The organism is Pseudoalteromonas sp. APC 3694, assembly GCF_030407565.1.
GTDB classification, from domain to species: Bacteria; Pseudomonadota; Gammaproteobacteria; order Enterobacterales; family Alteromonadaceae; genus Pseudoalteromonas; species Pseudoalteromonas tetraodonis.
The window spans coordinates 27,729-40,615 of sequence record NZ_JASDDE010000011.1; the positions used below are offsets into that span (position 1 = coordinate 27,729).

The 12,887-nt window shown below is 41.0% G+C and carries 12 protein-coding genes; 6 read left to right on the forward strand and 6 right to left on the reverse strand.

Annotated features, from left to right (window positions below; all coding sequences use genetic code 11):
* The first annotated feature begins 6 nt into the window (after positions 1-6).
* A complete protein-coding gene (locus QMA00_RS06040) occupies positions 7-351 on the forward strand; it encodes a 4a-hydroxytetrahydrobiopterin dehydratase (RefSeq protein ID WP_262975960.1) in 345 nt (114 codons plus the stop codon).
* An 85-nt stretch (positions 352-436) separates the two neighbouring features.
* Here the strand turns inward: QMA00_RS06040 and QMA00_RS06045 are convergent, their stop codons facing one another.
* The 6 genes from QMA00_RS06045 to map form a co-directional block, all read right to left on the reverse strand.
* Complete coding sequence (locus tag QMA00_RS06045) at positions 437-2,467, reverse strand: BCCT family transporter (protein ID WP_076922203.1); 2,031 nt, start codon at positions 2,465-2,467, stop codon at positions 437-439.
* A 252-nt stretch (positions 2,468-2,719) separates the two neighbouring features.
* Entirely contained in the window at positions 2,720-3,280 is a 561-nt protein-coding gene (locus tag QMA00_RS06050; RefSeq protein WP_249928661.1) for a tetratricopeptide repeat protein, read from the reverse strand.
* Between the two features lie 45 nt (positions 3,281-3,325).
* Positions 3,326-3,772: a hypothetical protein gene (locus QMA00_RS06055; RefSeq protein WP_249928660.1), complete on the reverse strand. Its 447-nt coding sequence runs from the start codon at positions 3,770-3,772 to the stop codon at positions 3,326-3,328.
* 215 nt (positions 3,773-3,987) lie between these two features.
* Positions 3,988-4,815 carry a 2,3,4,5-tetrahydropyridine-2,6-dicarboxylate N-succinyltransferase gene (dapD, locus tag QMA00_RS06060; protein ID WP_008467531.1) on the reverse strand — a complete coding sequence of 276 codons (828 nt, stop codon included), beginning with the start codon at positions 4,813-4,815 and terminating at the stop codon, positions 3,988-3,990.
* Between the two features lie 9 nt (positions 4,816-4,824).
* On the reverse strand, positions 4,825-7,443 hold the full coding sequence (glnD, locus tag QMA00_RS06065; protein WP_076922205.1) for a [protein-PII] uridylyltransferase: 2,619 nt from the start codon (positions 7,441-7,443) through the stop codon (positions 4,825-4,827).
* A gap of 167 nt (positions 7,444-7,610) precedes the next feature.
* Positions 7,611-8,396, reverse strand: a complete 786-nt coding sequence (gene map / locus QMA00_RS06070; protein ID WP_008467527.1) for a type I methionyl aminopeptidase — start codon at positions 8,394-8,396, stop codon at positions 7,611-7,613.
* A gap of 272 nt (positions 8,397-8,668) precedes the next feature.
* Between map and rpsB the strand changes: the two genes are divergently transcribed.
* From rpsB to QMA00_RS06095, 5 genes are all read left to right on the forward strand, one after another.
* Positions 8,669-9,397 carry a 30S ribosomal protein S2 gene (rpsB, locus tag QMA00_RS06075; protein ID WP_024601804.1) on the forward strand — a complete coding sequence of 243 codons (729 nt, stop codon included), beginning with the start codon at positions 8,669-8,671 and terminating at the stop codon, positions 9,395-9,397.
* A gap of 104 nt (positions 9,398-9,501) precedes the next feature.
* Positions 9,502-10,353, forward strand: a complete 852-nt coding sequence (tsf, locus tag QMA00_RS06080) for a translation elongation factor Ts (protein ID WP_010388114.1) — start codon at positions 9,502-9,504, stop codon at positions 10,351-10,353.
* Positions 10,354-10,511: 158 nt separating this feature from the next.
* Positions 10,512-11,261 carry a UMP kinase gene (gene pyrH / locus QMA00_RS06085; protein ID WP_016899281.1) on the forward strand — a complete coding sequence of 250 codons (750 nt, stop codon included), beginning with the start codon at positions 10,512-10,514 and terminating at the stop codon, positions 11,259-11,261.
* 14 nt (positions 11,262-11,275) lie between these two features.
* Positions 11,276-11,833: a ribosome recycling factor gene (gene frr / locus QMA00_RS06090; protein WP_008467521.1), complete on the forward strand. Its 558-nt coding sequence runs from the start codon at positions 11,276-11,278 to the stop codon at positions 11,831-11,833.
* A 256-nt stretch (positions 11,834-12,089) separates the two neighbouring features.
* Complete coding sequence (locus QMA00_RS06095; RefSeq protein ID WP_008110986.1) at positions 12,090-12,869, forward strand: isoprenyl transferase; 780 nt, start codon at positions 12,090-12,092, stop codon at positions 12,867-12,869.
* Positions 12,870-12,887: the final 18 nt, after the last annotated feature.

The following is a 12,887-nucleotide window of genomic DNA, read 5'->3' on the forward strand; positions in this document are numbered from 1 at the left end:
TTTAAAATGTCTTCATTAAGTGAACAAAAATGTGAAGCCTGTCATGCAGATGCTCCAAAAGTATCAGATGCAGAATTGACTGAATTAATTAAAAAAATCCCTGACTGGGTGCCGGAAGTACGTGACGGTATTATGCAATTAGAGCGCGTTTATAAGTTTAAAAACTTTAAGCAGGCCATTGCATTTACTAATAAAGTTGGCGATATGGCTGAAGACGAAGGCCATCACCCTGGTCTATTAACCGAATGGGGTAAAGTAACTGTTACTTGGTGGAGCCATTCAATTAAAGGTTTGCACAAAAACGATTTTATTTGTGCCGCTAAAACAGACGATGTATTTAACGCGCTGTAATCAATAATGTTTGAGTAAATAAAAAGGCACTTTACAGTGCCTTTTTTATTTTTAATTACCCTTTTACCAACATTGACTGCATTCGTTAAGCTTTATCGGAATTTAACATGTCATCATGTTCGGCCATATCCCAAGGAAGTTCGCCTGGGCTATTACCTAGAAAGTGTAAGTAGTTCTCAAATTGGTCAAGAATATCTTTCACAATATCATCTTCAGTGTAGCCATAAACATCGTATGACAGACCTCCACGACGTAAAAACACGTCGGCCTTATAATACTTTTCAGCATCGTTGTTATCAGGCTTTAGCTCTGAGTAAGCAAAGCTTGGCATAGGATGCTCGGTAAGGCGAATATCATAAACAAAATCCACATGTTCATGGCGCAGCACCGTTAAATGAGCGCGACCTAAATCAGTATCAAATTCCACCACTGCATGCCATTGTCTAGATTTCAATTCAGCTTGTACGGCTTTCATTGCCTCAACTACCACGCTACCAATAAAAGTATGTACTTTTTCTTTATTAGGGTAATTGACCATAGCCGCTAAACGGCGTTTCCAGTGAGACAAGTTAATGTTGCGGCTATTAAGAGTATGTGCTTGCAAGCTAGTGTCTCGATGGCCTTCAATTTTTAGAGCTCGCCAAAGCCCCGCAGTGGCAATTAGCATAATAATAGCAAAGGGTAAGGCACTGGCTATGGTCATGGTTTGCAGCGCACTAAGTCCGCCTGCCACTAATAAAACAGCCGCCACAGCACCTTCTAGTACCGCCCAAAACACGCGTTGCCAAGCCGGCGTATTAATGCTTCCTCCAGAGGCGAGTGAATCAATGACTAAAGAGCCTGAATCAGATGATGTAACAAAAAAAGTTATGATCAAAATGACAGTGAGCAGTGAAATGAAAAATGACAGTGGTAACACTTCAAATAATTGAAATAATGCGACGGCATGATTTGCTTGCACATCGCCAATAAGGGTATCAAATCCCTCATTCATAATTAAGTTAAGTGCGGTATCACCAAAGACTGAAAACCATAAAAAGGTAAAAATAGTGGGAACTAACATTACCCCAACAACAAATTGTCGGATGGTTCTGCCGCGGCTAATTTTTGCGATGAACATTCCAACAAATGGCGCCCACGCAATCGTCCAGCCAAATATAAATAAAGTCCAGTTCCCAATCCAATCACTGCGACTATAGGCTTGTAAGTTAAAGGTCCGCTCAACAATACCACTAAGATAACTGCCGGTATTTTGTAAAAATGATTCTAAGATGTGAATAGTTGGGCCAATGAAAAACACAAAAGTCATTAGTGAAACCGCTAAGGTCATATTCACAATTGATAATCGCTTGACCCCTTTATCCATACCGGCCACTACTGAGAGCGTAGCTGCGGCAGTAATTACGGCAATCGCGGTAATTTGCACTGTGGTATTAATAGGGATGTTTGGCCATAAGTAATGTAGGCCAGCATTTATTTGGGTAACCGAAAGCCCTAGTGTAGTGGCAATACCAAATAAAGTACCTAATATGGCAAATACATCCACAGTATGGCCGATTGGGCCATAAATTTTATCGCCAATAAGTGGATACAAGGCAGAGCGAATAGACAGTGGTAAGCCATGGCGAAATGCAAAATAAGCAAGCACTAAACCAACAATTCCATAGATAGCCCAAATATGAAATCCCCAATGGAAAAAGGCAATTTGCATTGCTTGTTTGGCGGCATCAACGGTTTCAGCCGCACCCGATGGGGGAGATGCATAATGCAGAACGGGTTCAGCAACACCAAAATAAAGCAGTGCCACGCCGTAACCGGCAGAAAAGAGCATGGCAAACCATTCACCAAAGCTGTATTGTGGCTGTGCATGATCGGGGCCTAGTTTTATATTCCCCCAGCTAGAAGCCGCGACTGAGACAATAAATACCAAGAAAATAGCGACAGACAACATATAAAACCAGCCAAAGGTTTCTGTTATCCACGCAAGGGCCACACTAAATGCCTGACCTGCGAGTTCAGGGTTACTACTTGTACCAATTACCAAAAGTAGAATAATAAATACTGCAGGCAAAAATACAGGTAGCAAAATGGTTGAGCGTAAAGCAGTTTTTGTCATATTAATCCTTAATATTAATTGCTAACTTTCAAGTATGCCTGACTACCTTATTACAAATTCACTAGGGTTGGCTAATTTTGCAGCTTAAAAATGTCACTTTTTTAAATTAAAGTTAATATTTACAGCAGCTTGGTTTTAAAAAGAAAGTAAGAGAAATTTGATATAGGAGTGTTAATGCAGCTGTTTTAGAGGGGGATAGACTTTTACATGCTTAGGACTAAACATAGTCTTAGTGTTTCCAATCACATTGTTTTACCAGCTCAAACCAAGGGCTGGTAAAGTCTTTAGCGACAATAGGGGGGGTAAGGTTACAGCTACATCTAGCTTGTTGGCTAAATAGCGCGCGACCAGTTGTTTCATTTTATCGCTTTCTAATTGCTCATACGCTGTTTGTAACTGTTGTTTGTCTTTTTGGCTTATAAAACCCCCGGTCAAATTTTTGTAGCCTATTTCAAGCCAAAAAAGTAATGCTTGTTTCGCTTCATTGGGAAAGGCATGGGTTAATGTGGCCGTTGGGCTATAGAGTCGCTCAAAATTAATTTGCTGCTCTTGAATCAAAAAAACCATTAATAAATTAAGCCCGGTTGAGATTTGCCCCGCGCGTTTATCAATGTTTTGGTTATTTCTTAATGCACTTCTAAAATAGCGCTCAGCTTCGGGTATATTGCCCTCATCCAGGGCTAAATAACCTAAGTTACTTTCCATCAGTGCGGTTACATTGGGAAGCTGTAATTGTGTGGTGATCTTATGACTGTCGAGGTATAAAGCACGCGCTTTTGCAAAGTTATCTTGCGAGCGAGCAACCAATGCCATACTGTTGGTGAGTGTTAAGCGTTGACGATCGTTTTGCGCATATTTTTAAGCACATTTAAATGAGTACTGGGCATCGTCTAAATATTCTGCATGGCGAAGCCATATTCCCAAGGCACTCATAATGGTGGTCAGTTTTTGTTTGAAATAATCAGTTTGATGATGCTGAAATATTGCGTCAATCGATGTATAAAGCTCGTCATAGTGACTTGTAGGAACTGCTGTACGGGCATAGATAAGGTGCCAGCGGATAAATAATTCTGGCGGCATGAGTTGTAACCCTGTGAGGTTTTCTAAAATAGTAATAGATTGAGCTGGATTAACAGTAAGATAATCTTCGGCTTCGTCTAATTTTTTTTCAAAGGTATTGAAGTCATTAGCAAAGACGTGTTTTGAACATAATAATATCAACCAACTTATTACAAAAAGCCGCAACAACTTAACCTCGACAATCGAACTATGCGTTAATTCACTATAGTTGTAGGCATCTAACAAAGCAACGCAATTAAAGGGGACAGGTTTGTGAGAAAGTATTTTAAAATCACTAAAAAAGCCCTAAAGCTATACAAGCTTAGGGCTTTTTCTGTATGTAATTAAATTTTAGCGAATACACATTAACTTAATGTGTCGTTGGGTTTCGTTTTATTCAACCCAACCTACGTTTAACATCAACCTGCTTAGCGCTAACAGCTAAAAACTTACAGCTGCTCTTAATCATCAATCGAGCGCAGTAGGGCATTAATGCCCACTTTTTCGCGAGTTTGTTTATCTACTTTTTTCACAATAATAGCCGCATACAAGCTATGGCTGCCATCTTTTGAAGGTAGAGCACCGGGTACCACAACCGCGCCGGCAGGTACGCGGCCATAGTGAATTTCACCGGTTTCACGGTCGTAAATACGGGTACTTTGGCTAATGTAAACCCCCATTGAAATAACGGCGCCTTCTTCAACAATTACGCCTTCAACAATTTCGGAACGTGCGCCAATAAAACAGTTGTCTTCAATGATGGTAGGATTTGCTTGTAACGGCTCTAAAACGCCGCCTATGCCTACGCCGCCAGATAAGTGTACATTCTTACCAATTTGAGCACATGAGCCCACTGTCGCCCATGTATCAACCATGGTGCCATCGTCAACAAATGCACCTATGTTTACGTACGATGGCATTAATACGACATTTTTACCTACAAAGCTGCCTTTACGAGCAACGGCGTTGGGTACGACACGCATGCCGCCTTGCTGAAATTGCTCCGGCGTGTAGTCGCTAAATTTAAGCGGTACTTTGTCGTAAAATTGGTTTACGCCGTCGTTCATTGGCTGATTTTCACGAATTCTAAATGAAAGTAGTACTGCTTTTTTAAGCCACTGGTGAACAACCCATTCGCCTGAAATTTTCTCTGCAACGCGAGCAGCGCCGCTATCTAATAGCTCAAGCGCATCTATAATCGCTTGTTTAACATCGCTTGATACTGTAGCAGGGCTAATGCTGTCGCGGTTATCCCACGCATTTTCAATCATGGTTTTTAAATCTGACATAGTGTCCTCTTATTCAATTTCGGCGTTGAGTTTTTTACGTAATGCCTGATGAATTTTTGCTTGCTCTTCATCAGTCAGCGCTTGATATTCGTTATTTGATACCACAAAGAAATCTTCTGCACGTTCGCCTACCGTGGTAATACGTGCGGCATGTATGTGGAGTAAGTAAGCTTGAAAAACCTCGGCTATTTTAGTTAATAGCCCGGGTATATCAACCGCTTGAATTTCTATTAAGCTACGATCCTTACGAGGGTGCGGACGCAGTATAATTTTAGGTTTAATATTAAAGTCTTTAAAACGCTGTGATCGGCTCTTTTTAAAGCGTATTTTTTTACGTGGATCATGAAGCGCTTGCTCTAATCCGCGTTTAATCGATTGGGCGCGGCTACTGGCAATCGGATCGCCGTTAACTTCTAATATAACAAAGTTGAACAGTACGTAGCCATCTTTGGTGGTCAGTACTTGGGCGTGCTGAATTTGCGCTTTTTTAGAGCCAATAACACTAACCAGTCGAGCAAAGAGCGCACCTGAATAGGGGCTATAAGCAAACACTTGGGTACCGCCATGCATCGCTTTTTTAGAAACGATAACACTGGGCTGGCTTAAATCAGTACACTTGAGTAAGTGCTCAGTATGCCAAGAAATTTGTTGCTCACTAAAAGCGGTAAAGTAATTTGCTTTAAAACGGCTCCAAATTAAGTCAATTTGCTCCTCGTGATAATGCAAATTAAGCAGGCGTTGCTTAGCTTGGTGTTTTTTATCACGAATTTGGTCGCGTTGATCCATTGGGTTTTCAAGCCCAAGGCGCAAGGCGCGCTGTGTGTGCAAATAAAGCTCGCGCAGCAGCGTGTTTTTCCAGTCATTCCATAGGTTGTCATTGGTGGCTCGAATATCAGCCACGGTTAAACAATAGAGGTAATCGAGTTGGCGTTCGGTTTTTACTCGCGATGCAAAATCTTTTATTACATCGGGGTCGTTAATATCTTTACGCTGCGCAGTTACCGACATAAGTAAGTGATTGCTTACCAACCACGCTATGAGTTTACCATCTGAAGAGGCAAAACCATGCAGCTTTGAAAACGCTATGGCATCAACAGCGCCCAGCTCTGAGTGATCGCCACCACGCCCCTTAGCAATATCATGAAAAATACCAGCCAAATACAGTAATTCGGGTTTATCCATGCGCGTAACTATTTCACTGCAAATTGGAAAGTCACTAATGCTGGTTTTATCGAAGTATTGGTAAATATTATTAATTAATTTATGGGTATGTTCATCTACGGTATAGGCATGAAACAAATCAAACTGCATTTGGCCAAAAATATTGCGCCACTGAGGAAGGTAAGCGGCAATCATGCCGTGCTTATGCATTAGCGTAAATGCACGGCCCATGCCGTTAGGGTGCTTTATAATACGTAAAAAAGCTTCGCGGCACGCGGCATAATCTTGTAAGTCACCTAATAAGCGACGACGTACTTGGCGGATAGTTCGGATGGTACTTGGGTATATATGGGTAATTTCTGGGTGATCAGCAATGTGCTCAAATAATACAAAAAGTTGGTCACGCCTAAAAAATACTGACGGACTTTTTACCCGAATTTGATGGCCAACGCGTTCAAAATTACGATCAAGTTCTTCAACAGTGGCTTGGCTGCTGTCTGGTGAAATACTTTGCTCAAAGTACGAAAGTAGCATTTGATTAAGTTCACGCACCCGGCTCATTATTCTGAACAAGCGTTTCATCATGCGCTCAACAGAGGCTTTTCCATCACTACCAAAACCCAAAATTTCAGCCGCTTGCGGTTGGTGATCGAATAATAAACGGTTTTCTGAGCGACCCGCGGCTAAATGCAAAGCAAAGCGAATGTTCCATAAATTTTCAAGGCACTCTAACAGTTCTTGGTATTCTTCGTGAGTTAGGTAGCCGTGATTTATCAGCTCTTGCAGGGTTTCGGCTCTAAAGTGTTTTTTTGCAACCCAAATAATGGTTTGTAAATCGCGCAGCCCGCCTGGATTTTCTTTTATATTAGGCTCTAGATTATAAGCCGTACCATGACATTTTTTGTGGCGTAAATTTTGCTCTTGTACTTTTGCAACAAAGAACTCTCCAGAGCCCCATACAGGCCTTTCGATGAGGTGACTTTTGAGCTTTTCGAATTCAATATGGTTGCCGAAAATTAATCGGCTTTCTAGTAGGCTGGTGGCAAAGGTAACATCTTCACGTTTTTGCTCTATGGCTTGTTCAATGGTACGTACACTGTGACCTATTTCTAAATTAAGATCCCACAGCATAGTGACAAACTGGCCAATTTTTTCGCAAATATCATCGTTAGGCTGTTTCGTAACAAGTAATAAAAAGTCTATATCAGAGTAGGGATGTAGCTCGCCGCGACCATAACCTCCTACAGCAATTAAAGCGAGATCTGGCTCGTGGGCTAAATCGAAAACATGAAAGAGTTTAATCAGTAACCGGTCTATAAATTCTGCACGGGCGTTTATTAGATTACCAACGGGTTGTTTTGAGAATTCATTATGCAACCATTTATAAAAATAGGCGGAGCAATCGCGGTATTCGCTAAGTTGCTGAGCATCATTGAGCAACTTTTTTACTTTGTTAGGTAATGCCACTTAGGCTGGCTCCTATATATGGACTGCATTATAAGTCTTGGATTAAGTTATTTTTATACTGTGTTTGCTGCAAAGGGAATAAATCATGTTATTTCCCTTTGCAGCAAACCACTTAATCTGTACGCAGGCTAAAGCCTGTTATTACTATGATTAAGCACACACTACTATTAGTGCTCGATGATTCTATCGATAGTATCATCTGATCGTAGTGTTAAAATTTCAACACCATTTTCAGTTACCAGTAAGGTATGTTCCCACTGAGCTGATAAACTACGGTCTTTTGTTACCACAGTCCAGTCGTCTTTTAGTAATTTACATTGGCGTTTGCCTGCATTGACCATGGGCTCGATTGTTAAACACATACCGGCTTTTAATGTTTCGCCTGTACCTGGTTTTCCGTAATGCATTACCTGTGGTTCTTCATGAAATTCACTGCCAATACCGTGCCCGCAGTATTCACGTACGATAGAGTAATTAAAGCTCTCTGCATATTTTTGAATAGCTGCGCCAATATCACCAAGGCGAACACCCGGTTTTACCATTTTAATGGCAAGGTAAAGGCTTTCTTGGGTCACTTCTGCAAGGCGTTTGCCTTGAATGTTAGGTGTGCCAACATGGAACATTTTTGAAGTATCACCATGGTAACCATCTTTAATAACAGTAATGTCAATATTGACACTGTCACCGTCTTTTAATGCTTTGTCGTTCGGAATTCCGTGACAAATTACATGATTTACCGAGGTACAAATTGATTTTGGAAAACCATGATAATTAAGAGGAGCAGGTACAGCATCTTGCACATTAACAATATAATCATGACAAATTGTATTTAACTCATCGGTGGTGATACCTGGTACCACATGTGGTTCGATCATTTCTAGCACATCAGCAGCCAAACGGCCGGCTACACGCATTTTCTCGATTTCTTCAGGGGTCTTAATCACAGCGCTCATTGAGGCTCCAAAGTTGCGTTTTTAGATGATTATCGTCGCACAATTTTTGCACGAGACGTTGAGTATTTAATTTTAATATGGTATAAAGCGCGCCGTCTTTTTACAAATAAATTCTTAAATGATTTTTTGTATTTAAGGCAAACACAATTTTATTTTAACACACACACGTATCGTCACATACACTTGGGTGCATTTCAGTTTCATTTAACTGCGGTGTTGGTGCTATGGGATATGTGGAGGCCTAACCCTAAACAACTTAGAGGATTTACAAAATGGCAAACGTTTCAATGCGCGATATGCTTCAAGCTGGTGTTCACTTTGGTCACCAAGCACGTTACTGGAACCCTAAGATGAAGCCTTTCATCTTCGGCGCACGTAACCGTGTACATATCATCAACCTTGAGCAAACTGTACCAATGTTCAACACTGCACTTAAGTTTTTATCTAGTGCTGCTGCAAACAAAGGTAAAGTTCTTTTCGTTGGTACTAAGCGCGCAGCAAGCGAAGCAGTAAAAGAAGCTGCTTTACAAAGCGATCAATTCTTCGTTAACCACCGTTGGTTAGGCGGCATGTTGACTAACTGGAAAACAGTTCGTCAATCAATCAAGCGTCTTAAAGACCTTGAAGCTCAAAGCCAAGACGGTACTTTCGAGAAGTTAACTAAGAAAGAAGCGTTAATGCTTACTCGTGAAATGGACAAGCTTGAAAAAAGCCTTGGTGGTATTAAAAACATGGGTGGCCTTCCAGACGCTATCTTTGTAATCGATGCTGACCACGAGCACATTGCTATCCGTGAAGCTAACAACCTAGGTATCCCAGTTGTTGCAATCGTTGATACTAACTCTAACCCAGACGGTGTTGATTACATCGTACCTGGTAACGATGATGCTATCCGTGCAATCAACCTTTACACTAGTGCTGTTGCAGCTGCGATCACTGAAGGCCGTGAGAGTAACATCGTTGCTCAAGCTGAAAAAGATGACTTCGTAGAAGCTGAGTAATTAGCTGTCATCAAGTCTTCATCTTTTAAAGGTGAAGACTTGCTATTCTTGTGGAGCGGGTAACCCGCTTATCTAAACCTGATTTCAGATTTGAGGATTTACTAATGGCTGTAACTACTGCCCTAGTTAAAGAATTACGCGAGCGTACTGGCGCTGGCATGATGGATTGTAAAAAAGCGTTAACTGAGACTGATGGTGACATCGAGTTAGCGATTGAAAACATGCGTAAGAGCGGTGCTGCAAAGGCTGCTAAAAAAGCAGGTAACATCGCTGCTGAAGGTACTATCATCATCAAGCAAAACGCGGGTGTTGCAGTACTTGTAGAAGTTAACTGTCAAACTGACTTCGTTGCTAAAGATGCAAGCTTCCTAGCATTTGCTAACAAAGTTGCAGATGCTGCTATTGCTGACACTACATCTATCGAAGACTTACAAGCTAAGTTTGAAGAAGACCGTGTTGAGCTAGTAACTAAAATTGGTGAAAACATCAATGTACGTCGTCTTCAGTACATCACTGGTGAGCAATTAGTTGAGTACCGTCATGGCGAGCGTATTGGTGTTGTTGTTGCGGGTGTTGCTGATGAAGAAACACTTAAGCACGTTGCAATGCACGTTGCTGCTTCAAACCCAGACTACCTAACGCCAGATGACGTACCTGCTGATGTTGTTGAAAAAGAAAAGCAAGTGCAAATCGACATCGCGATGAATGAAGGCAAGCCTGCTGAAATCGCTGAGAAGATGGTTGTTGGTCGTATGAAGAAATTTACTGGTGAGGTTTCTCTTACTGGTCAAGCTTTCATCATGGAACCGAAAAAATCTGTTGGCGAAATTCTTAAAGAGAAAAACGCAACAGTTACTGGCTTTGTACGTATGGAAGTTGGTGCAGGTATCGAGAAGAAAGAAGAAGATTTTGCTGCTGAAGTTGCTGCTCAAATTGCAGCTGCTAAAGGTCAGTAAGACATACTATTTGTGATGCAAAAGGAAAATACATGCAATTAAAGTACTATTTGCTTTTGCGTCACGCTTAGAAATTCTTTAAAATAACCGCGCTTTTATGTTTAACATAAGCGCGGTTATTTTTTATCCATAATTCAATAAAAGTTGGCCCCAAAACTATGACTATCAATCGCAAACCTATTTTTAGACGTGTTCTTCTCAAATTAAGTGGTGAAGCTTTAATGGGAGACGAAGGCTTCGGCATCGACCCTAAAGTTTTAGATCGTATGGCACAAGAAATTAAAGAGCTCGTAGAACTCGACGTAGAAGTGGGTTTAGTTATTGGTGGCGGTAACTTTTTACGCGGTGGCTCATTAGCCGAAGCGGGCATGAATCGCGTCGTTGGTGACCACATGGGTATGCTTGCAACCGTCATGAATGGTCTTGCTATGCGTGATGCGTTGCACCGTGCATTTGTAAATTGTCGCTTAATGTCAGCTATCCCATTAAATGGCGTATGTGATGCCTATAACTGGGCAGAAGCCATTAGCTTATTAAAAACAGGTCGCGTTGTTATTTTTGCCGCTGGTACGGGTAACCCGTTCTTTACAACTGACTCTGCAGCGTGTTTACGTGGCATTGAAATTGAAGCTGACACAGTAATTAAAGCAACCAAAGTAGATGGTGTATTTAGCGATGATCCGGTTAAAAACCCAGATGCGACACTTTACCGTCACTTAAGCTACAATGAAATTATTGATAAAGAACTAAAAGTAATGGATTTAGCGGCATTTACATTAGCTCGCGACCATAATATGCCATTGAGCGTATTTAATATGAATAAATCAGGCGCATTAAAACGCGTAATAATGGGTGAAGAAGAAGGAACCCTTATTTCTTCACAAGCCTCAGATGAAGTTAGTAACTAGATTAGGATTAAACCGTGATTAACGATATTCAAAAAGATGCGCAAGCGCGCATGCAAAAAAGTGTAGCAGCACTTGGTAGTCAATTATCTAAAATTCGTACTGGCCGTGCTCATCCTGCAATTTTAGACGGCATCATGGTGTCGTACTACGGCGCACCAACACCGTTAAACCAAGTTGCAAATGTAACAATTGAAGACTCACGTACATTGGCTATTGGTGTATTTGATAAGTCATTAGCGCAAGCTGTTGAAAAAGCGATTATGGCATCTGACCTTGGTTTAAATCCAATGTCTGCAGGCACAGTGATCCGTGTACCACTTCCTCCATTGACTGAAGAACGTCGTAAAGATTTAATTAAAATCGTACGTGGTGAAGTAGAAGGCGGTCGTGTTGCTATTCGTAACATTCGTCGTGATGCAAATGGCGATATTAAAAACTTATTAAAAGATAAAGACATCTCTGAAGATGAAGCGCGTCAAGCTGAAGATGCTATCCAAAAAATCACTGATAAGTTTATCAAAGAAATGGATACGCAACTAACAGCGAAAGAAGCTGAGTTGATGGAAATCTAATTGCTAATCTAGGCTCGGATTAACAGCTTTACTGAAGTAACTAAGTCGTTGTTTATATGCCTTCGCACTTAACTTTAATTGTGTGATTTTAAAGGGTAACAGATTGTATTTACTCTTTGCTATTGGCTCGATTATCAGTAAATACAAGGTTGTTAGCTGTATAATTATTTGCTTTATGTAGATTTATTATCACGGGTACAGGTTAAAATTATTAGTTTTGAAACGCCGTCTGGGGTATACTAGGCGGCGTTTTTTTATGGAATACACAAAATTTATGGTTCTAGACGCTGATACAATTTCACAGCAATGTTTACCTAAACATGTTGCCATCATCATGGATGGGAACGGGCGTTGGGCACAAGCTAGAAATAGACCTCGTGTATATGGGCATAAAAAAGGCGTGGATGCAGTTCGTCAATCCGTGCAGTTTTGTACTAAATTAGGAATACAATCGTTAACCTTATTTGCTTTTAGTAGTGAAAACTGGCGCCGCCCTGAAGACGAAGTAAATACACTTATGGAGCTTTTTTTATTTGTACTGAGTAAAGAAGTTAAAAAGCTGCATAAAAATAACGTAAAACTAACCATCATTGGAGATTTATCTCGATTCTCTGAAAGCTTGCGGGCTAAAGTACATACAGCTCAAGAACTAACAGCGAACAATACCGGGCTGCACTTAAATGTTGCTGCAAATTACGGTGGTCGCTGGGATATGACTCACGCTGCTAAGCAAGTTGCTTTACAAGTAGCGAATGGAGAAATTGACCCAGCAGATATTACAGAAGAACATATTGCACAGCATATGAGTATGGCAGATCAAGCTCAGCCTGATTTATTGATCCGTACCGGTGGCGATGTCAGAATTAGTAACTTTTTACTTTGGCAGGCAGCCTACGCTGAACTTTATTTCACAAATACACTTTGGCCTGATTTTAATGAAGCTGCTTTTGCAGAGGCCATTGCATGTTACGTTGCCAGAGAGCGACGTTTTGGTTGCACGGGCGAACAAATAAAACAATTACTCGCTCAAACCTAAAATAGATTAAGGGTCATC